This is a genomic window from Desulfogranum marinum (assembly GCF_016918565.1).
In the GTDB taxonomy this organism is placed as follows: domain Bacteria; phylum Desulfobacterota; class Desulfobulbia; order Desulfobulbales; family Desulfobulbaceae; genus Desulfogranum; species Desulfogranum marinum.
In genome coordinates, this window is sequence record NZ_JAFFQD010000033.1 from 26,094 (window position 1) to 46,245 (window position 20,152).

Sequence of the window (20,152 nt, forward strand, 5' to 3'; positions counted from 1 at the left end):
ACCACCCGGCTAGGAGGAGGACCGGCGTGCAGGGAGATTATATTTTTTCAACAGATCATAGAGGCGTGATCGGGAAAGGTCGGCAATCTGGCAACATTGCTTTATATCACCGCCGGTCAGGGCGAGTACTTTCTGCAGGTATCTTTCCTCCTGGTAGGCAATAGCCTGTTCGCGCGCTTGCTTTAAGGTCGGCAGGGCCTGCCCTAATTTTTCAGCCGAAAAATCGCCGGGAACGTGGCGGTCTGCAGCTTTACTTTGCTCCAGTTTTTTTTGGGCGACCTGCACCCGAATACCGGGAGGCAGATGAATCGGATACAACACCGTACTTTCCCGCGCATCGACAATCGATCGTTCTATGGCCTGGAAAAGTTCCCGTACGTTTCCAGGCCACTCGTACTGGGTAAGCACCAGGAGAAAATCCGGGGAAAATTTTTTTTTCTTCAGTTTCTCCCGCTTACAGAACTTATCACGGCAGTAGTAGGCAAGCTCGGCAATATCCGCAACCCGGGTCCTCAACGCAGGGAGTTCCAGATGAAAGGTCTTTAAGCGAAAAATCAGATCCTCTCTGAACTCGCCCGCCTCTGTCATAGCGTGCAGATCTTTGTTGGTTGCAGCTATCAGCCTGAAATTGATTTTTCTTTCCGTGGTTGCCCCAACCGGAAGATAGGTGCGTTCCTGAACAATACGAAGAAATTTTTTCTGGATATCAATTGGCAGTTCTCCTATTTCGTCAAGGAACAGGGTGCCGCGGTCTGATTGCGGGATAAGGCCGGGCTGCTGTTTATCGGCTCCGGTAAACGAGCCTTTGGCATGGCCGAAAAGAATGGATTCCGCCAAAGAGGGGGGCAGTGCGGCGCAGTCGACTATGGCGAAGTTGTTTTCCGAGCGGGAACTCAGGTTATGAATGGTGGCCGCAAAAAGTTCCTTGCCGGTCCCCGATTCCCCGGCTATCAATACGTTTGCATCAGACTCTGCAATGCGCACAGTCAGGTCGATACAGTTTTGCATTATCTTACTGCTACCGATAATGCCGCTGCTCCTTAGCTCAGCCCGTACGCCTTGCAGGCGCTTCTCGATGTCTTCAACTTTGTTCTTTCGATAGCGCAGCGCCCGGCGGACAATTTTCGGCAAGATATCCGCTGGCGATGAATCGATAATATACTCCCACACCCCTGCCTTGAGCGCTTTTTCCGCCTCTAGGGGATCGCCGTCTATGGTGAAGATAATAATTTCAGGGCTGTCCAGGCCTGCCTGCAGATCAGGAATTATCTCACTGGCAAGCCCATCGGAAAGGCGATCCCGCAAAAGCACGACGTCGTAGCTTTCTTCCCTGTTTTTCCCTACACCTTCCTGCAGCGTAGATGCGCAAACAATGCGGACTGCACTGTCAGAGTTATTTTCCTCCAGTAAGGCCCGCAGCTTCGGGTCGTTGTCGATAAGCAGTAGGGCTGGATGTGACGGGATGGTGGTCATAAAACCGGTAACTCAAGTGATTGAAGGGGGTTGTAGTCGATAAAACAATGCTGCCCCATAACCGCGCTCTATTTAACCATACTATTTAATAAAAACGCAACAAAATCAAGAGGAAAAGGTCATGTGCGTCGACGCGTTATCCATCACCAGACGGTGAGCGCTATCATACCGCGCCCTGGACTGAGCAGGCGGGTGTTGTCCTTTGCTTGACATGCTGGAGTAGATTTTATAAGTATTTGCACTATAGTGGCCTACCGGCAACGCATATAGGCTGTGCGGGCACACCCGTCGATGAGAAGGAAGGCCCTAGCAAAACTCCTTTTGTCTCTAATCAAGAACGATTCCTGCATGCAACAAGGTATCTAGGCAAAACACGTTTTCTTATACAATCGAGGTCTACGAAAATAAAGCTCGCACCATCTACGCAGAGTAAAAAATTTGTAACTACCTACGGGGTGGTAACTCCGCAGTATCGTTATCCTCCGAACCGTAACTATCCTCAACAGGAACCGTCCTTACACCCGCAGATTCAGCATGCATGCACTGTCAATACTGATTGTAGAAAAACATAGCGATGACATCATCCTGATAAGAAAGTGCCTGGAACAAAAACAGGCCGACAGCGATGCAATCGAGGAGGCTGGCACGTTGCAGAGTGCGCTGGCCCTTCTGGACCATTATGATTTTGATGTGGTGCTCACTAACCTTTTTCTGCCAGACTCTCAAGGGCTGGACACTGTTCGCCGATTAAGCAAGGCTTCGCCCCATTCGGCAATCATCGTTATTACCGATCGGGAAGATGAGGCACTGGCTCTTCAGTGCGTACGATTTGGCGCCCAGGACTATATCGAACGGCAGAATCTCTCGCCCTCCTCACTCGGCAAGTCTATCGCTCACTCCATCGAACGAAGAGGTATTCTTCAGAGTAAAGAAGACCTGCTCAATGACCTCACCTCAGCCCTGGAGCAAATCAACAAACTGGAAACGATCCTCACCTTATGCGTGGGATGCAGAAAAATACAGAGTGACGATAAAGGGTGGATGGATATCGATGAATATTATCAGGAAATAATTCAGTCTCATCAGGGAAGAAAGCTTTGTCCGGAATGTCGGGCAACCTTTACCGCACAATTCACTCCTACCAAGAAAAATGAACGGTAATCAGGCACACCGCCCACATCAGGGTAATCGTCTGTGCACGATCAGGTAAGTATCCGGCCGTCATGCTGCAGCAATCTGCCACTTTGCTCCAAAGTAAAGGCCTGGATAATGCTTCTCATTCCAGCAACGCTTTGTTGCGGCGAAATGCCCTCTGTTCCCCCCATACGGCTCATCACCCGGCCGGGATGAAAGAGTAGCACCCCGATTTTTCGCCGCTTCAAGGCCTTGATCTGGCCTTGCATTGCCACATTGAGCGCAGCCTTGCTTGAATGGTAATATATCTCATCCACCTGATCAAGGCCATCGTAGCCCGCTGTTGCACAGCTCAAGACCACCACCAGTCGGACCTGATTGCTTTGTTCGATATTGTCTAACAAGGCCTGGGTTATCCGGACAGTCCCCATGGTATTGGTCTCAAAGGTGCGATACCAGAGATCGTACTGGAAACAATCCGTGCCAGCGTGACCGCTCTTGAAGCGTACGCCGGCATTGTTGATCAATACATTGATGGGGATGTTGTTCAGTTCCCGGATGACACTGCTTATGTCCTCGCTTTTGGTTATATCAAGACGCAACAGGCGAACTTCACTGTAAATTTGGGCAAGGCGGAGTAGCTCTTCTGCTTCAGCCGGTCGACGACAGGTCGCATATACCCGCCACCCGTCCTCCAGGTACTGGCGGACAAATTCAAGCCCCAACCCTCGATTACTTCCGGTGATAAGAACTCTGTTCAAGATATTGCTCCATCCCGCTTCATTCCTGGTATATACAGCACATCGTGCCATACTCCACAATGCCCGCGCCCTTTGGTGCTTGCCCAAATGGAGCAAGCCATGATGCAGGTAGACAAAGTGTCCGATTGTTCCTCCTGCAGGTTCTTCAAGTACATGCAACTCTTCACCATCAGGTCACCCGTTTTAGGCATTGTCCGCAGGTTTTTCGGTTGCTTCGTCCTTGTCAAGAGGAATGACAAACAGGGGCACAGGACAGTGCCTGATGGTCAATCCGGCTACGGAACCGATGAGCAGGCGATCAACACCGCTTCGCCCATGGGTTGCCATAACAACCACATCGATGTTTTTCTCTTCGACAAAATCGAGAATCACATCACGCGGATGACCGACTATAACATGGGATTCAGCATCCATACCTTCGGGCACCTGCTGCCTGACAACAGCAGCCAGGCTTTTTTTCGCTGTTTTCACCAACTCACGCTCGTAGAGTCCAACGTCAAAAGTCGGTACCACTTCCACAGCTGAAACAGATTCGGGAAATATCGGTATGGGTGTTACCGCGTGTAGGACATATATTTTTGCCTGAAACCGCTCTGCCAGGGTGACAACGGCATCAATAATTTTCTGTGACGGGGTATAGCTCTCGGTCGGCCAAAGAATAGCTCTGATTTCCATGCTCAAACACTCCCTGCTGCAAATAAGATCGCGTAGTCAAGTGCTGCGCCCGGTAAACGATGCGCGTCAAAGAGGACTACACGGTGTACATCTACACTCAACGGAGACTGTCAGCCGTGCATGTTTTTCCGTTCTCCGATACCCTTCTTCCTCTGGTCCGGTGCTTTCTGCCTTGTTTTCTCTGTTCGCTGTTTTGCTTTTCTTCCACAATCGCATCAATCTGCTCAAATGTGGCTTGTAATATTTCCTTGGCGCTAGCTGTCGACATTGATCTCCTCGTGTAGGTTGGCTCATCGGTCTGTATACCTGTAATTGTCTTCTCAAATAGCATGCCAGGCCCAGCCGCCATGTCATCCTGAAAGCCATTGCCCTTTGTGCAGCCTGCCCCTCCCACCTGTTGCCATCTATAGCATGCGTGACTGGAACAATATTTGAATTGTAGTCTCCAGACGCTTCGGGGATATCCCCCAGTTCAGGAGAACGAACCTACGCTGAGAAGAGGAGAAAGATAAATGGGCTATCAACTGGAGAAGGGAAAAAACATAGAGGATGCCGTTCACAGCGTCGCAGAAGAGCAGGTAATAAAAGCGATCGATGAATTACGCGACTTGGCATTGGACCCACACCCCACAGTCCACCAGGTCCGGAAACGGTGCAAAAAGCTGCGAGGGCTGATACGGCTCATCCGCCCTACGTTCGATGCTTACCGACAAGAGAATGTATTCCTGCGTGATGCCGCACGCGAGCTTTCCTCTATACGCGACGCCCAGTCGATCATCGAATCCGTTGACAGCCTGCAGACCTATTATGCCGGACAGGTGGATGAACGTGTCTTTCACAAGGTGCGGCAAGAGCTTATCGCTCGCCGACAGCGTATCACGGACGATCAGGAAGATATGGATCAACGACTGGAAATTTTCCTGGGAAAGATGCATAAACTGGAGCATCGAATAGAGGAATGGCAGGTAAACGAGGAGGGGTATGCCGCGGTTGCCGATGGCCTGCGCAAGACCTTTCGCAGGGGAAGAAAATATTTTTCACGTGCCTACCTTTCTCCATCAACGGAGCGTTTCCATGAATGGCGCAAACTAGTTAAATACCACTGGTATCACCTTCGCCTGCTCCATGGTATCTGGCCGGAAATGCTTACCGTACAGGAAGAAACCGCTGACAAGCTTGCCGATGCTCTTGGAGACGACCATGACCTGGATGTACTGTTGACGACCGTGCTGACCACCCCGGATGCATTCGGTGATGACCGACAGCGCCAGGTGCTGTACGGACTTATCGACCGCCGACGCCACAGCCTGCGCACCGATGCCAGGCTTCTCGGCACCTATCTGTTTGCGGAAAAACCTGGTTCCCAGGTTCGGCGGTTTGGGACGTACTGGGAGATGTGGCAAAAACAATAACCAGTGAATGGCCCTGTTGAACCATTCATTTCTAAAAAATCAGCTGGTATTGGGCCAGCGCAGCGCCGGCAGAACGGAAAAAATGAGGCAGGGAATAAAAACATCACGCGCCCTCCCAACTGCGGGAGGGCGCCTCAACTGTTTACAGGTAACGTATGATCAAAGGCCATTCATAGGCGGTAATGCATGCCGGACACCTCCCTGTTCAGAACCGGTCTACTCTTCGGCTTTCCCTGCTGCCGAAGCGGCCTCCTCCTTGCTGGTGTTAAAGGCATCAACAGCGTTTTCATAGGTCGCAGCAAACCCCTCTTTGACCTCGTGCCATGCTTTATCCGAACTATATTTCATACTTCCATACCATTCGGAAAGCTCATTCCGCTGCTGCTGTAACTGCTTGACCGATTCCCTGTACTTCTCTCGGGAGGAATCTTTCATTGCCGCCCACTGTTCGTCCATTGTTCCCTCCCAGGCCTCCACCTGTTCATCAAAGGATGCCATCAACTCTTTGGCTTTGGCCAGAGCAGCATCTTTCTGGGCGTTACTGTATTCGCCTATAGCGGCAACAGCTTCTTCTATCTCTTTTTTGGTTTCTTTTTTGCTTGTTTCCGCCAGTGCGGTGCATGAGGAAAAAAAGACAAAAAGAACAAGCAGATAAAGCATCCTGAGGTATAAAGAACGATTGTTTGTATACATTGATTGCCTCCGATGTATATGGTGATAAAATTTTTTTAATAAAAAACAAAATGTTAAGGCACTACGCCTCCTATCGCATCCTTCTTTTTCTCGCGGTCCCTGCTACCAGGGAAATGACGAACAAGACGATGAAAAGAAAAAATAAAATTTTGGCTATACCAGCCGCAGCTCCTGCAATACCGGTGAAGCCAAGTGCTGCGGCAACCACCGCCACAACGAGAAACAGCAGTGTCCATGTCAACATACGACCTCCGTTTACGTGGTGATGAGCGCTAAAGTTACCCTGACAAAAGCGCAAGGACTTCACCCGTTCATCCGTGGAAATTCACCCGTTCATCCGTGGACACAGATTGCCCATATCCGCAGGAACCGTTCCCGAAAAGGCGGACAGGGTCTACGCCTTGGTTTACCTAAAACTGCTTTCCCTGGATATGCTTTTTCAACTGGGCGATTTCCAGCCCCAATGAAACGCACTGTTTTCCCTCCATGCAATCGTCTGCATCGGGAACTTCCAGGTGGTGCTTGAGTTCGTGATCATCTTTCTTCAGGTCGACGACCCATGCATTTTTTTCCTGGTCAAATGCAACGTTGACATCAATTCCGCATTCACCGATTTCAGGGTACATAGAAATAATCTGACGACATAATTCATCTTTATCGTGCATCATCCACCTCTCTCTTTCTCTTTATCTGACGTTCGCTTCACTTCATGCGGCATTGTATAGAGCCGAATAGAAGATGTGCCGAGCTTGGAGAAACTCGATCCATGCTCACGCTTCTATGAAAGAACCTACAAAAAGTATACCATTCACGGCATAGACAACTCCTGAACAAAACGACGTGGCCTACCACCATGCCTGGGAAACGTCTGTGTACATTATTTGCTGGATGTGGTGTAAGTGTACCCTCAATCTACGGTTGAAGGTTGAGCGACACTGGAGCGACATCGCCTGCTCTCGGACCTGTAGGTACATGATGATGGTTGAGCAAGTGAACGACCCCGTGAGTACACCACTACCGCAAATCAACACACGGAGCATGATATGGAACATCAAAAAGTAATAGAAGAATCGTTTCAACGGGCACATCGGGATTTCATCTCCAGCCTCTCTGAGACTATCGATCTGCTGGAAAAAGATATAGGTGAAGCTGCAGAGATGTAGCAAATATGCACTGACGAGTGGTGCAAGGCGACAGAGCATTATCTTGATGAATCTGGAAAATCCATCTTCTCAATCAGCGAGCCTCGTTGGCAGGGAGAGGAAGATTCAAACAAAATAAAAGAGCTGCGCAAACGCCTACATGACCTGTGCGCCCAGTTCAAAAACGCAAAATCCGCATAGTTCGTCGTTGTTGTTCCGTTCCTGACAGCAAATCAACCGGATAGGTGCATAAAGCGCTAACAGTTCCAATTGATACGTGCCCTCTTCTTATTCGGCCCGGGGGGCAACATGGTGGAACAGGCAACAACGGTTGGCACGCCAGTAGTGCAGGCTGAGGAAACTCATCCCAGCCTGCACTACGAACGGAAGTAAGAACAGGATCTTAACAGCAGGTCACGGCTTCCTAGGTGAGCAGCCTCCCCCCGTTCTTTTTTCCGGCAATACCGGAAGATGTCCGATATGAAAGGATTTTTACAGACGTAACCGGTTCACCGGTTTACCACATGACAATAACGGCAGGCACAGCCAGCCCTGCAAAACAGAGCAGCACGTACCAAGTCATCTTCATGGTGCCAATGAAACCGACAAGCGCCAGTTTGAACGCCAAGTTGGCTACAAAAGCGATGAGCAGACTGATACCTGCCTGAGAAAGGGCAAGGACTTCCTGGCCGGCCAGCCTGGAGTTGGACAGGGTAATGGCATCTACATCGGTTAAACCAGAGAGAAGCGCGACAATATACACCCCTTTTTCACCAAAAAAATCCTTACCGCCTGAAACCGCGACCAGGATTATTGCGTAGAGCATACCAAATAGAACGGCCTGTTTTAACTCTGCGGGGTTTTTGGTCTCTGGCACTGGCACCTCCTTGTTGCCGAGACGGTGCCAAATCCACAGCGCCGGCACCAGACCGCCAATAAACATCGTGCCAAGCGGCACTACCAGCTCTTCAAGCAGCGGCAGATAAATCACACCAATAAGCAACGCCATGCGCACCAGAGCTATGGCCGAGGCCAATGCAATGACCAGCGCCCCGGTCATCGAGAATGTAGGATTGGCACGGGCATGTCTGCTGATAGAAAAGGTCGTTGCAGTGCTGGACACAAGACCACCTATAAGACCGAGAAATGGGCCTCCCCAGCGGCTGCCGATCAGCTTGAGAGTAACATAGCCCACCACGTTGAATCCGCTGATCATGACGACCATCAACCAGATGTTATATGGGTTGAGCGTTCCATATGGGCCGTATGAATGGTTTGGCAATACCGGCAGGATAACAAATGCGAGCAGACAGAACTGAAAAATCGCCACAAGGTCCTGTCGCTTGAGGCGATGGGTGAATGCATGCAGCTGCGGTTTGAAATAAAGAATAACCGTGGTAGCGAGGCTGAGAGCAACAGCAGAGGACTGGAGATCAAAAGCAACCAGCGCTCCGATTGTAAAGGCAATGAGCAGCGCCGACAGGGTTGTTAAACCGGGCTCCTCGTTCCCCCTATCCAGGCGGAGTATCTGAACGGTTATCGTCTGCGCGGCCACGGCAAGCATACCAGCCATCAGCAACCACTGATTATCGATGATCTGGCTCAACTGGCCGCAAATAGCACCAAAAAGTACCACGAGAATAAAAGTGCGCAGGCCTGCCAGCCGACGCTCCTTTCGCTCTCTCTCCAAGCCAAGCAAGGCACCAAGCAGCATTGCCAGCACATATGTCTCGAAGTGTTGATAGATGATTGAATCTGTCATGGGTCCAAACGATCTCTATCCCCCTCCTCTCTTCTCCGCTCCTGCTCGTTGATTGCAGATGGCCACGCTGATGAAGGTTTCCCTTCACTCCAACCAGCGTGGTGCGGATGTTGGTTAAGCTCAACTTATCGCTGTGTGCAGAAAATGCACCTGCACCATTTTCGTCCACTCCCGAGGTTCAGCTATAATCATACAATTGCAACTTACGGGCCATTGCCCCTGAGGTCCACATTCCTGTCGTTTGCCAACCAGGACTACTATAGGGGATGCGATGCTGTGAGGTTTAAGGAAGAAGGGGGTAGCTGGTCGTGTACCTTGCCGGTACGGGACCTGCGAAAAGGAAAATGGCGGAAGGCCACCGTCTACGGAAACGGTGCATGGAGATGCAGAGACGGTTAATATTCAGCGCCGTTCACTGTTTCCGGCGCTGCCAATGTCCTCCGTCTTTTTCGTATTTTTGTTTAACGGCAGCCCAAGCGACCTTGTGCGCCACTTCCTCCCGGGAATCCTCGCCTTGGCGGGCATCTTTCTCTTTATACTGCTCCCATGCACTGTTGAATGCGGCACGATAAATATCCTGCGCCGCTTCGGGTAAAGCATCTCTGACAGGTTGCGGAAGGTCACTTAGACGTTGGTAAGGCATGGAATCCTCCAGATACAAACAACAATGGTAAACCCAGGGAGTGGTTGCTTGCAGGCACCAGGTATGTGCTATTCATATATCCCCGGTCGACGATGAAAATCCACCAGCACCCCACGGAGCAATACCAAGGAGGCACGACAGTTCCACCAACAGGATAACCCGGCCGCCTGCAAACAGGGCTGGAGCAGCCCCTGATCAGCCTCCTTCTATCCAGTCTAGAAGTTCCGGAAAAAAGTAGAGCATACCTTCCACTACCCCGGCGGCATAGTTACCGTTCAGCGAAGAGAGGCTGCCCTGAGCACAATACAGCCTGGACTGCTGCTGTTTTTCTGTCAATGCTGCAATCGCCTCCCTGCGGACATCTGCAGCAGCGTTTTTTACTAGTATCGCCTGCAGTCCACTGGTCAACGCATCAAGATCATTGTCGCTGTCTCCTGCAAAAACAGCCTGTTGTTGGGGGACACCCTCCTGATCCAACAAAAAAGTGATAGCCTCGAGTTTGTTGGCCGATGCCGGCAATACGTCAAGCAGTCCCAGATTTTCGGCCTCGTCAAGGCTCCAAATCAGATTGGCGGCGACCTTGTTGGCTTCCAGAATGGTACAAATCTCCTCTATGAGGCGGCTCCGTTCAACATCGGGATCGGTAAAATAACTGAGTTTGAACGTGTTTTGCTTCTCCGGCGGCTGCAGCCATATATGCTCGACCTCTTTGGCTGCGATCAGTTCATCGAGTTCTCCTTGTTCGAGCCCATTCCAATCCGCTCCGATATGTTCCTGCCACGCCGGATCGAGCAGCCATGCACCATCGCGCAATCGGTAGAGAGTCGTCCCCACATCGCCGATAACAAAATCAGGAACAGGCAACTGATAATCGGTCAGCGCCTGCTCCACCAATATCCTGTCGCGTCCGCTCACATATGCCAAGCGGACCTTTGGATGAAGAGCAAGCCTTGTCAGCAGCGGACGAGCAAGCTCCGACTCGGTTTGACTACCATTGGGAATAAGCGTTCGATCCAGATCACTGCAGAGAAGTAACGTCTTCATTGGTAGCAAAAACCTTTTTACCTTGTACGGCATGAAATCCCATCAGTGCAGCAGAAGCACTCCAGCACTGGGCTGAATTTCCGCCGGGACGAAAATGTTGACCATGTATATACTCAGCAAACCCCCATTCGCGACCATCCATTGCCAACTGGTTGGCCTGGTTGATCCCATCCAGATAAGCCTGGGCGCTATTGACCTGTCCACGCTGAGCGAGATCAGCCACATAAAATCCTGTAAGCATCTGCCAGAGGCCACCGTTATGAAACTCATAGGGGTGATTCTTAAAATCGTAGGAGAAGGTGATCTTCAGGTCCTCCCAGTCCCGATCGACCGGTTGAATGACAGGGTAAAAAGCCGGCAGCAACTTCATTGTCCGCGGCGTCACATATTTCTCCACATACTGGTCCACCTTCCCACGGCGTGCATCACTTGCCACACCGAGCAGAGAAGCGAGAACGTTGGCAAATGCGTCAAATCGGTACCCGTATCCATGGGGCGAAAAAAACGGCATCCAATACCGCTGCGTACATCGGTCAGCTGCTTTTCGTCCTTTCTCGAACAGCACCTCATGATAGACATGGGTCGGAATTTTATCCTGGGAACCAAACCAGTAGTTGTCTTGTATCATTTGCTCCAGCCGGCCTATCTTGTCCACCAGATCGGGGCGTTCGACATGCCTGAAGCGGTTATGAAGAAAACACCAGGAGCGCAATGCCTGCAGGTAGATCAACTGATCGTAGAGGATATAGCCATTGTGGATGTATTCATCCGACCAGTCACCTGTAGCCGGGACGTACAAAAAACCACGGTTATTGAATTCCCAGGCACCGAGAAGAAACATGACCCGGTCAAGGACCGGCATTAGCTGTTCAAGAAAGCGGTCGTCACCAATCGAGCGCCAGTATTCGGTTGCACCGATCACAAACCAGAGCGCGGCGTCTACCCGACCGGCTGTACCACCATAACTGACCCTGCCGTTATTCATGTCGACATTGCTGGGAATCTCCCCATGCGGCCCCTGGTGGTCGGCTAATGTCTTTAACGTCAGACGGAATGCATCATGCAGATCCAACTCCTCGGTCATCAGAGCGCCGAGCCCGACAATAACGCCGTCTCGCCCCCAGATACGCCGGTAGTTGTCGTTATCGGCTAGACTGGCAATGAAGCCATGCTGTGTGGCGCACTTTCGCACTAGTTGTACTGCCCGCTCCAGTGGTTCATCTCCGTAGGTTGGATACATTGCTGTCATTGTCTTTTCAAAGAATAATGGTTCATTGGCATGCATTACAATTGACGGTAAACACCCTAGCCCGACAGCACAAGCAAAGAATTGGGCTCCTCTCCAGCCCCCGCAACAGGCACTGCCCTGCTGAATGGCAAACAATTTGCTGAACTTACAATAAAAGGAGGAAAAAAAACAGGCGATGTCGGACAAATAGTGCCGACGCACACTGTACGTTGCTGACCAATAAATCGGACGGAAAACCACCGTCCAGTGAGATGGGAGTATAAAGTATGCAAAATCAACAACAGCTGAGAAATCTCGATGCGCTGCTCGGATATGGCCTGGGGGCTCAAGATGGGAACATAGGCTCCTGTAAGGATTTCCTGTTTGACGATAGAGACTGGAAAGTGCGATATGTGGTTGCTGATACACGAAAATGGCTTCCAGGCCGAAAAGTGCTCCTTTCACCTATATCCATCGGCCCGATCGATGTGATCAGCAGGGCCATGAAAATAGAACTGACCTAAGAGCAGGTCGAATCAGCGCCGCCCCTGGATAGCGATGCTCCTGTTTCCCGCCAATATGAGCAATTCTACAATCAATATTTTCAATGGGATGCTTACTGGGTCGGGACAGCAATTTGGGCCAATTACCTTCCCCCCAATTTCTTCCATAAATTATTGCGATGCTAGAGGCGAAACTAACTTGCTCCCCATCTTTTTTCTAACGCGATTAATCTGCTTTCAAGCTCAGTAATGCGTTTCTTAAGAGCCTGATTCTCTACATTTTGTATTGAGGCCTCGTACACGACATCAATAAATCCTTCCAGTATCTTGCTATATACATCCTGAGCGGAGAGTATATCATTCACCTTCTGGGTCTTTTCTCTATATTGCGGGCTGGCATGATACCTCAACTCCTCCTCCCTAACGAGTAGCGCTCGGTCAGGCAGTTCTGTGATCAAGGGTTTCGATTCTCTTTTGCTTGCATCTACTGGCGCATCATCTCCCGAGGATGGTGGAACACTCGTTTCCAGCAAACTCCGTCCAAGAGCGAGCATTTCTTCATACGTCAACTGAAAGTAAGCCGCTATTTTTGAACGAGCTTCCTCTGACCCAGGCTTTCGCCCTTTTATAATTGCACTGAGATACCCCTTATCAATGTGTTGTTGCCTCGCGAGTCTACTTTGCGCTCCCCTACCCTCTGTTTCTAACAAATGAATGAGCGCTGCCTGAAAATTGTCTGAAATTGATTGTGCCATAAGGCAAACTCTAGAGCATATGCTCAATTTTTGAAAGGATGGAATGCCTGTTTGGCAAACCACCTTTATTTTTTTGTTGACCAAAAAGACAACATGTTGATATAAAGTAGACCATGAATTCTACAAAAAAACGGATCACCCAAAAAGAAATAGCCCATTCGGCCAACATCAGCCCAGATTTCCTTTCGCATATCATTCGTGGAAGACGACGTTGTCCGCGCGATGCGGCTCTACGGCTCGAAAAAGTCACAGGCATAAGCAAAGTGGTCTGGGTATGGGGGACACCAGAAGAAATTCGTTCTGCTGTGCACGAGTACAAACATCAGCAAGGACAACAAAATGGATATTGAAACAAGATTAGCTGCCATTGAAGAGATGCAGAACAAAATCCTTGCCCTGCTATCAAACCCTCAACCCAAATCGTTGCCTTTCATGAACCTCAAAGAGGCCGCGGACTACGTTGGTTATTCCTATCACCACTTCAGAAGACTTGCTGTCGAGCAAAGAATGATTCCTTTTTCCAGACCATCAGGGCAGCAAAAAGGAAAAGTGCTCTTTAAAAAAGCTGATTTGGACAAATTCATAACAGATTCTACTAAGGAAAACTACTCATCCCTTTCTGTTGGTAGAAGAAGAAAATCCAAAAGAATCAGCTATTGGTAGGTCGTCACAATGGACTCAAGAGACATCGCCTTACCTCCTGGTATAGAAAAATTGCCCCAAGAGCTACAGGATAAGATAAAGCATTGCATAGCAAACTCCCCCTTGCCCGAGTGGCCTGAACATTCTCGTGGAATGCCAAATATTTTCCTCAGGTCCTCACTCTTTGCCATCATCCAACGCGGACACCGAGAGGCCGTCAAAGGGGATAAGATTGAGACCGTGAATGGTTTCGACATTTGTTACACCGGATGGAGGCTTGACCAGGGTGACCTCGATGTCTTGGCCCATGCGTACCATTTAGTTTCTAAAAACAACAAATGCTCAGGTGGGGAATATATCCAAATTACCGCCAAAGGGTTCCTTCGAGATCTCGGCCGTTCAGCCGGTAAATCTGGCCGAGAATGGTTGAAAGATGCCCTCAGGAGGCTCTCAGCATCAGCGGTGGAAATTAGGTTTGAGATAACCGATCAATGCAGAAATGAAACATACACCTATGTCGGCTCATTGATTGATGAGTTTTGCCACAATGAACAGAGTCACACCTATTGCCTCAAATGCAATAGCAGGCTCGTTAAAGTCTTTGAAGCTGGCTGGACTCAACTCCAATGGCAGCAGAGACTCAGCCTTCGCACCAGCCTGGCAAAATGGCTTCACGGTTTTTACTCCAGTCACCGCGAGCCCTATTCTCTGAAAGTCGTCACCATCAAACGGCTGTGCGGCTCACGATGCAGGAGATTATCCGATTACAGGGGCAAACTTCGTGTTGCCCTAGATGAACTGGTCATTGTTGGCGCCCTTTTGTCGTGGATTATCGATGATACCGACAAGGTCCACGTGGAGAAAAGCTCCTTTTTTTCAGCCCAAGACAGGGGGCATAGCAGTCGTAAGGAGGGGGCATAGCGATCGTAAGCTGGGGGCATAGCAGTCGCACAAGGGGGGCATAAAGGTCGTAAGCCGGGGGCATAGCAGTCGTAACGGGGGGCATAAAGGTCGTATGCCAGGGGGCATAGCGATCGTAAGGAGGGGGCATAGCGGTCGCACTGGCCCGAGGAAAATAACTTATAACCTATCGACATTATAGAACATCTGGAACGACCCAGATCCCTTTAATCTTTTTTAATCTATATTTAATCTTTTAAAGGCAATGACACACACAGAAATTTGGAACCTTGCAATTATTTGGGTCAAGTCTCATCGGGTACTCATCCGTTGTGTTGCTGCTCGCTACAGTCCGTATATGGGGTGCAGCGCCCAAGATCTTGAGAGTGAAGCTCTGCTTGTCGCTTACCTCACCCTCCGCGACCTGGTGCGAAACAATAAAGACCTGTCCCTTATGAACCGCTATTTCCGGGTCATTTTCCGCTCCCGCTGCATCCATATGGCCATGGGGGTCGACATGGTGCATGAACTCGATACAGAGCGCATGAAGGCTGAACAAAGAGAAGAGAGGACGTTTGACCCTAAACTGGATCAACAGTTGATCGAAGCTTCCCTCCTCTGCCTTACCGAGCGTCAACGACTGGTTGCCCAATGGATTTTAAGCCAGGATATCCCGGTTAACGTGAGCCTGATAGGCCAACGTTTTGGCATCACAGCCAGAGGGGTAAGGAAACTCATCAACAATGCAATATTTCGGATCGAAAATGGACATCACAGAGTATGCAAAACAGTCACAGCTCTCACGTAAAATTTTACGTTGGATGGTCAACAAAGAAGTCATTCATAATCCTCTTCGACAAGGGGATATCTCAAATCTCAAATTTCTCGAAAAAGTATGGGCCAAGCAAGAGTTCATCCGAGGGCAATTAAGCAAATACTCAAAGGCACGACGGCTGCGTTTACTGGAAAATTCAGCATTTGAAACCAAGTGGGAAAGATATGCGTACGGTCGATTCTGCAACCTTGACAAAGGCAAACGACTCAGCATGAAACAGCTGGCCTCTGAGATAGAATCAACTTTTGGTTTTACTCCAGGATACCATGAGATCAGGAACCTCTATAAGGTCCGGGAAAAGGCCTATAACAAGCGCAAGGCAATAAGTAAAAAGCAACACGAGAGTGAGCTGAGAAATTAGTAAAAAACTACAAATGAAGAAAAAGAAACAACGTTTCTTTTACTTGGTAAACGTGAGGGGGCAATGGCAATCAAACAACTCGTAACCAGGATAGCGATATCGATACCCATTTCCATGGCCCTGCTGACCACATCCACTGGGGCAAACCTGGAGATTCGGCAGGAGGTGTATCACTACCAGATGGCATTTACCCAAGACGTTGCAACCGAGACTTTTGTTCTTTCCCCTGTTGTAGATCCAGCAGCAGAAGAAACGGTTACTCCAGCCCCTCCCCATCCGAACCCAGCAACTGTTGCGCATTTTACCAATCCAATCACGATTAATTTCCTGATCAATAGCCACCAAATCGACCCTAGTGATCAGGACAAAATGCTATCCCGTTTACGAGAGCTGGAGGTACCACAGGATACTCCGTTGAAGGTGACTGGATACACCTGTCAGAAAGGGCCGGATTACTTCAACAAGTGGCTGGCAAATGAGCGGGCAAAAGCAGTTGCAGCACTCCTCAAAAACCACGGATACACCGTTGGCAAAATCGTGGGAAAAGGCGATGTGGATCTGATCAGCAGAAGCTTCTTCCCTGTGAACCGTCGAGTTGAGATTACCCTACTCAAAAATTGAACCTGTCCATGTTGGGCAAACCGCAATTTCTACCAAGGAGAAAACCATGAACACTGACATGCAAACCAAAAAAACCACCCTCATCACGGCACTGTCTCTTGCCTGCCTGATGGTGGCAACCAACACCCTGGCCATGACCACCCCGGCAACAGGATCCTTTGCCTATGACCTGTACGATATCGGAGTGAATCAAATGCTGCTTGGCCCCATCGGGTTTGTCGGTGGCTGTGCGGTAATGGTGCTTGCTGCAATTCTTGCCATCCGCCAGATGCTGCTTCCTGCTGCAGGGGCAATTCTAGGTGGTGCCTTTTTGCTCAAGGCCGATGCTGTTGTGCAGTCGGTTGGAGCAGTCATCTACTAATCCATATGAGCCAACTATTAGCCAGGCCTCGCTATGCCGGGGCCTGAACAGGAATGAGTAGACCATGAAGACAAACGATTTCCAAAAAAGTTTCCCACAATATTTGAGCAAGCCTATCCAGGTGCTGTGGTTTGAGTTGGACGAATTAATCATTTTCATTTTCACGCTCACCTTTGCCCTGATCTATGGGGGATTTATGTGGATTATTTTTGTGGCTATTCAATGGATATACACCAGTACCAACCGGAAAAACGCGAGAGGATTTCTCAAACACATCCTCTACATGCTCGGCTTACTGGAGCTAAAGAACTATCCGGAATACTTTGAGAAGGAGTTTCACGAATGAGAGCCAACGATTATCTGCAGAAATCAAGCGCCCTGTTTGATGAGAACCGGCTCCTGAAGTTTGCCTTTGTGGTGATGGCCATTGCCCTTTGCTTCAACTCTTTGATGGTGCACCGAGCGGTCAAATACCAACGGACCATCCTGATCCCACCCCATATGACAGGTGAGATCGAGTTTGTTCAGGGAAATCCATCAGAGAAGTATATCCGGGATATGAGCCGCACAATCGCGGGCCTTGCCGGTACCTATTCTCCCTCTACAGTCAGAGAAAATTTTGAGGAGCTGCTCTACTACTACTCCCCGAAGTCGTATCCTGAAGCCTCTGCACGGTGGTACTCACTGGCCAGCCGAGCTGAAGAGGGTTTGGTTAGTTCTGTTTTCTTCCTGGAAACAATCAAATTTGACGACAAGAGAATTGAGCTGTTTGGCCAGCAGATCCAGTACACCGGCAACACTCCCCTTGAAAACACATCAAGAACCTACCTGGTTGATTACTTGATTGAACAGGGGCGGTTCTTTGTCACAGCCATTAGGGAAAAAGTGCAGCCAGGAGAAACAACCCTAAAAGAGGAACAATAATGAACAAGTTGTGTGTAGCCATAGCCCTGCTTTCTATCTTCGGGCCCTGTGCCCATGCAGAACAGTCCGTTGCTCCAGATGCGCGTACGGCGGTCAGGGTCTCAAACCGTGACATCAACCGGTTTGTTTGCCCTGGTGCCATGCAGGATATGATCTATTCCAAAGAAAAAGACATAAGCGGGCATTTTTCAAAGCATGACGCCTTTATCAAGTTCAAGATCAAGAAGATCGGCACCAGCAGGGAGTATGCGACAGAGGACAATGAGCTTTTCCTGGTCTGTGACGGCAACGTGTACAACATCATCGCCCAACCAGTGGACATCCCCTCCACCACCGTTCGTCTTACACCACCGGTCGGCAATGCCTTTAAAAAGAACGTGGCCATGTTCAAAAATATGCCCCTGGAGAAACAGGCACTTCGTATCATCAGGCAGGCATATCGTGACCAGTATCCCTCCAGCTATAAAATTACTGCAGCTGCCGCCAGGCAGGTGGTTATCAGGGCCGATCTTGAGGTACGCCTCAAGCAGTACGTGGACGTTGAAGGGGTAGGACTCCGATTGAAACGATATGACATCAGGTCCGTTGCCTCTGCCACTATCACGGTTGCGGAAACCGATTTTCTCCACTCACGCATCAGCCCTTCTCTGCTCGCGATTGCAGTAGAAGATCACACCTTAGGCCCCAACGAGACAACTAGGCTCTTTGTCGTGGAAAAGAAGGAGGACGTGTAATGCAGCGTTTTGACAACCTGGATCCCCGACAGAAGAAGCAGATCATATGGGCTGTTATCGGGATCGCCCTGTTTACCTTGATCATGGCCGGCTACAACCTGCGATCAAAGCGCACTCCACAGCTGACAGGAGACCACGGCGCCAAGACGGTCGAGCTTGAGCCTGACCTGATCGAAAAGACCATGCTCAGAGAAGCAAGAAGAGAGCTGGCTGCCCTACGGGCCGAGGTTGATGAGATTAAGAAGAAAAAGACCCAGGAAGAGCGCAAGCACCAGGCTCCAACGACCATAGCAGCCAAGATCCCGACTGCAGACGAGGTAGCCAGGACCAGACCTATTACTGAAGCTGAGACGACCAGATGGCCCATGCCATTGGGAGAAGAGATATCTAAACCAGGCAGTCATGCCATTCCACCGGCAGTTATCGCAGATCCTGAACCCGTCGTTATCGGTGAAATCGGTGTGCTCTCCAACCCTGACGCTGAAATACTTGAGGAGCCTAAAAAAAAAGGGCGGACCGTCTATCTCCCGCCCTCGTTTATGGAGGCGAGCCTGTTGACCGGTTTCGATGCTTCTACCAGCAGCAACGGCAAAGGTAATCCAGAACCGATGTTACTCCGCATCCAGACTCCGGCTGTACTGCCCAACGATATCAAGGGCAACGTGGAAGGGTGTTTTGTTGTGGCAGAGGCCGTGGGCAGGCTGGATAAAGAACGGGCCGATGTACGATTAACCTCGCTTTCCTGTCTTTCTAAAAACGGGCAAGCCGTCATTGATGAGCAGGTGAAAGGCTTTGTCACCGATACAGATTCAAAAGTCGGTTTATCTGGTCGGGTTGTCTCCCGCATGGGAGCCGCAACTGCCAGGGCGACGGTGGCCGGTATTTTTGGCGGGGCCGGGGACTGGCTTAAAGCGGCATCAACCACCACAAGCGTATCAGCACTGGGCTCAACCCAGACGGTCGAATCCGGTGATGTGGTCCCGTATGCACTTGGCGGAGGGTTAGCGGAAGGAGCCGACACGTTACGGGATTTCTATCTGGATTTAGCCAGGCAGACCACACCGGTTATCGAGGTCGGAGCAACCAAAAAAATCACGGTGGTTATTTCAGAGGGAAAAGACCTCCACATCCGGGAGATTGACAGTGGAACGATTTAAGAGCGCAATGGTTATGCTGGGAATTTTAGGGCTTTCAGCCTGTACACCATTGGAAAAGGCCGTAAACCCCTACGAAGAAAATTTTCAATGCAAAGCCAGTGACCAGTCAGGCAAGTGCATTGCCACCCCAAACGCTTACCTGGAAGCCAGATATCCCAAACTTGAGACTGAACCGATTCAAAAGGTAAACGAGTCAGATCAGCGTTACCAGATGGTTGCATCGCTCCTCGATGAGCCAAAGAAACCGATTCTGCAGCCGCCAAAGATTATGCGGGTCCTGCTCCTGCCCTATGAGGGGGAAGGCGAAGAACTGTTTATGACCCGCTACGTGTACGTCAAGGTTGAGGATTCCGACTGGATCCTCAGCGATATCAACGAAACATCCAAATAAA

Annotated in this window: 27 protein-coding genes; 15 read left to right on the forward strand and 12 right to left on the reverse strand. The window is 50.0% G+C overall.

What is annotated here, in order from left to right; all coding sequences use genetic code 11:
* Positions 1 to 9: 9 nt before the first annotated feature.
* Complete coding sequence (locus JWH17_RS16715) at positions 10 to 1,473, reverse strand: sigma-54-dependent transcriptional regulator (RefSeq protein WP_205223799.1); 1,464 nt, start codon at positions 1,471 to 1,473, stop codon at positions 10 to 12.
* A 534-nt stretch (positions 1,474 to 2,007) separates the two neighbouring features.
* Here JWH17_RS16715 and JWH17_RS16720 point away from each other — a divergent pair.
* Positions 2,008 to 2,634 carry a response regulator gene (locus tag JWH17_RS16720; RefSeq protein ID WP_205223800.1) on the forward strand — a complete coding sequence of 209 codons (627 nt, stop codon included), beginning with the start codon at positions 2,008 to 2,010 and terminating at the stop codon, positions 2,632 to 2,634.
* A 41-nt stretch (positions 2,635 to 2,675) separates the two neighbouring features.
* Here the strand turns inward: JWH17_RS16720 and JWH17_RS16725 are convergent, their stop codons facing one another.
* The 3 genes from JWH17_RS16725 to JWH17_RS16735 form a co-directional block, all read right to left on the reverse strand.
* Positions 2,676 to 3,368, reverse strand: coding sequence for an SDR family NAD(P)-dependent oxidoreductase (locus JWH17_RS16725; protein WP_205223801.1), 693 nt, complete (start codon positions 3,366 to 3,368; stop codon positions 2,676 to 2,678).
* A gap of 183 nt (positions 3,369 to 3,551) precedes the next feature.
* Positions 3,552 to 4,043 (reverse strand): universal stress protein, encoded by a 492-nt coding sequence (locus JWH17_RS16730; RefSeq protein ID WP_205223802.1) that lies wholly within the window; start codon positions 4,041 to 4,043, stop codon positions 3,552 to 3,554.
* A 97-nt stretch (positions 4,044 to 4,140) separates the two neighbouring features.
* Entirely contained in the window at positions 4,141 to 4,311 is a 171-nt protein-coding gene (locus JWH17_RS16735; RefSeq protein ID WP_205223803.1) for a hypothetical protein, read from the reverse strand.
* A gap of 244 nt (positions 4,312 to 4,555) precedes the next feature.
* Between JWH17_RS16735 and JWH17_RS16740 the strand changes: the two genes are divergently transcribed.
* Positions 4,556 to 5,455, forward strand: a complete 900-nt coding sequence (locus JWH17_RS16740) for a CHAD domain-containing protein (protein ID WP_205223804.1) — start codon at positions 4,556 to 4,558, stop codon at positions 5,453 to 5,455.
* 216 nt (positions 5,456 to 5,671) lie between these two features.
* Here JWH17_RS16740 and JWH17_RS16745 read toward each other — a convergent pair whose 3' ends face one another.
* The 7 genes from JWH17_RS16745 to JWH17_RS16775 all read right to left on the reverse strand — a co-directional run bounded on the left by JWH17_RS16745 (position 5,672) and on the right by JWH17_RS16775 (position 11,988).
* Positions 5,672 to 6,148, reverse strand: a complete 477-nt coding sequence (locus tag JWH17_RS16745; RefSeq protein ID WP_205223805.1) for a hypothetical protein — start codon at positions 6,146 to 6,148, stop codon at positions 5,672 to 5,674.
* Between the two features lie 70 nt (positions 6,149 to 6,218).
* Positions 6,219 to 6,392 carry a DUF1328 family protein gene (locus tag JWH17_RS16750; protein ID WP_205223806.1) on the reverse strand — a complete coding sequence of 58 codons (174 nt, stop codon included), beginning with the start codon at positions 6,390 to 6,392 and terminating at the stop codon, positions 6,219 to 6,221.
* Positions 6,393 to 6,558: 166 nt separating this feature from the next.
* The gene (locus JWH17_RS16755; protein ID WP_332468429.1) at positions 6,559 to 6,816 is read right to left on the reverse strand and encodes a hypothetical protein; all 258 of its coding nucleotides are present in this window, start codon (positions 6,814 to 6,816) and stop codon (positions 6,559 to 6,561) included.
* Between the two features lie 991 nt (positions 6,817 to 7,807).
* Entirely contained in the window at positions 7,808 to 9,052 is a 1,245-nt protein-coding gene (locus JWH17_RS16760; protein ID WP_205223807.1) for an MgtC/SapB family protein, read from the reverse strand.
* A gap of 412 nt (positions 9,053 to 9,464) precedes the next feature.
* Complete coding sequence (locus JWH17_RS16765) at positions 9,465 to 9,695, reverse strand: ChaB family protein (protein ID WP_205223808.1); 231 nt, start codon at positions 9,693 to 9,695, stop codon at positions 9,465 to 9,467.
* A 195-nt stretch (positions 9,696 to 9,890) separates the two neighbouring features.
* The gene (locus JWH17_RS16770; RefSeq protein WP_232371151.1) at positions 9,891 to 10,739 is read right to left on the reverse strand and encodes an HAD-IIB family hydrolase; all 849 of its coding nucleotides are present in this window, start codon (positions 10,737 to 10,739) and stop codon (positions 9,891 to 9,893) included.
* Positions 10,714 to 11,988: an amylo-alpha-1,6-glucosidase gene (locus JWH17_RS16775; RefSeq protein ID WP_205223810.1), complete on the reverse strand. Its 1,275-nt coding sequence runs from the start codon at positions 11,986 to 11,988 to the stop codon at positions 10,714 to 10,716. The genes JWH17_RS16770 and JWH17_RS16775 overlap by 26 nt, the downstream gene beginning before the upstream one ends.
* A gap of 266 nt (positions 11,989 to 12,254) precedes the next feature.
* Between JWH17_RS16775 and JWH17_RS16780 the strand changes: the two genes are divergently transcribed.
* On the forward strand, positions 12,255 to 12,491 hold the full coding sequence (locus JWH17_RS16780) for a PRC-barrel domain-containing protein (RefSeq protein WP_205223811.1): 237 nt from the start codon (positions 12,255 to 12,257) through the stop codon (positions 12,489 to 12,491).
* Positions 12,492 to 12,664: 173 nt separating this feature from the next.
* Here JWH17_RS16780 and JWH17_RS16785 read toward each other — a convergent pair whose 3' ends face one another.
* Positions 12,665 to 13,225, reverse strand: coding sequence for a hypothetical protein (locus JWH17_RS16785; RefSeq protein WP_205223812.1), 561 nt, complete (start codon positions 13,223 to 13,225; stop codon positions 12,665 to 12,667).
* 113 nt (positions 13,226 to 13,338) lie between these two features.
* Between JWH17_RS16785 and JWH17_RS16790 the strand changes: the two genes are divergently transcribed.
* The 12 genes from JWH17_RS16790 to JWH17_RS24155 all read left to right on the forward strand — a co-directional run bounded on the left by JWH17_RS16790 (position 13,339) and on the right by JWH17_RS24155 (position 20,151).
* Positions 13,339 to 13,575, forward strand: a complete 237-nt coding sequence (locus JWH17_RS16790) for a helix-turn-helix transcriptional regulator (protein ID WP_205223813.1) — start codon at positions 13,339 to 13,341, stop codon at positions 13,573 to 13,575.
* Positions 13,565 to 13,888, forward strand: a complete 324-nt coding sequence (locus JWH17_RS16795; protein ID WP_205223814.1) for a MerR family transcriptional regulator — start codon at positions 13,565 to 13,567, stop codon at positions 13,886 to 13,888. The genes JWH17_RS16790 and JWH17_RS16795 overlap by 11 nt, the downstream gene beginning before the upstream one ends.
* Positions 13,889 to 13,897: 9 nt before the next feature.
* Positions 13,898 to 14,788: a plasmid replication initiator TrfA gene (gene trfA, locus JWH17_RS16800; protein WP_205223815.1), complete on the forward strand. Its 891-nt coding sequence runs from the start codon at positions 13,898 to 13,900 to the stop codon at positions 14,786 to 14,788.
* 244 nt (positions 14,789 to 15,032) lie between these two features.
* Positions 15,033 to 15,575 carry a sigma-70 RNA polymerase sigma factor region 4 domain-containing protein gene (locus tag JWH17_RS16805; protein WP_205223816.1) on the forward strand — a complete coding sequence of 181 codons (543 nt, stop codon included), beginning with the start codon at positions 15,033 to 15,035 and terminating at the stop codon, positions 15,573 to 15,575.
* On the forward strand, positions 15,532 to 15,963 hold the full coding sequence (locus tag JWH17_RS16810; protein WP_205223817.1) for a hypothetical protein: 432 nt from the start codon (positions 15,532 to 15,534) through the stop codon (positions 15,961 to 15,963). Before JWH17_RS16805 ends, JWH17_RS16810 begins: the two co-directional genes overlap by 44 nt.
* Positions 15,964 to 16,026: 63 nt before the next feature.
* On the forward strand, positions 16,027 to 16,584 hold the full coding sequence (locus JWH17_RS16815; RefSeq protein ID WP_205223818.1) for an OmpA family protein: 558 nt from the start codon (positions 16,027 to 16,029) through the stop codon (positions 16,582 to 16,584).
* Between the two features lie 46 nt (positions 16,585 to 16,630).
* Complete coding sequence (locus JWH17_RS16820) at positions 16,631 to 16,945, forward strand: hypothetical protein (protein ID WP_205223819.1); 315 nt, start codon at positions 16,631 to 16,633, stop codon at positions 16,943 to 16,945.
* A gap of 64 nt (positions 16,946 to 17,009) precedes the next feature.
* Positions 17,010 to 17,291, forward strand: coding sequence for a type IV conjugative transfer system protein TraL (locus tag JWH17_RS16825; RefSeq protein WP_205223820.1), 282 nt, complete (start codon positions 17,010 to 17,012; stop codon positions 17,289 to 17,291).
* Entirely contained in the window at positions 17,288 to 17,869 is a 582-nt protein-coding gene (locus tag JWH17_RS16830) for a TraE/TraK family type IV conjugative transfer system protein (protein WP_205223821.1), read from the forward strand. The genes JWH17_RS16825 and JWH17_RS16830 overlap by 4 nt, the downstream gene beginning before the upstream one ends.
* Positions 17,869 to 18,603 carry a type-F conjugative transfer system secretin TraK gene (locus JWH17_RS16835; protein WP_205223822.1) on the forward strand — a complete coding sequence of 245 codons (735 nt, stop codon included), beginning with the start codon at positions 17,869 to 17,871 and terminating at the stop codon, positions 18,601 to 18,603. The genes JWH17_RS16830 and JWH17_RS16835 overlap by 1 nt, the downstream gene beginning before the upstream one ends.
* Positions 18,603 to 19,760 (forward strand): TraB/VirB10 family protein, encoded by a 1,158-nt coding sequence (locus tag JWH17_RS16840; protein WP_205223823.1) that lies wholly within the window; start codon positions 18,603 to 18,605, stop codon positions 19,758 to 19,760. The genes JWH17_RS16835 and JWH17_RS16840 overlap by 1 nt, the downstream gene beginning before the upstream one ends.
* Entirely contained in the window at positions 19,747 to 20,151 is a 405-nt protein-coding gene (locus JWH17_RS24155) for a TraV family lipoprotein (protein ID WP_205223824.1), read from the forward strand. Before JWH17_RS16840 ends, JWH17_RS24155 begins: the two co-directional genes overlap by 14 nt.
* Position 20,152: the final 1 nt, after the last annotated feature.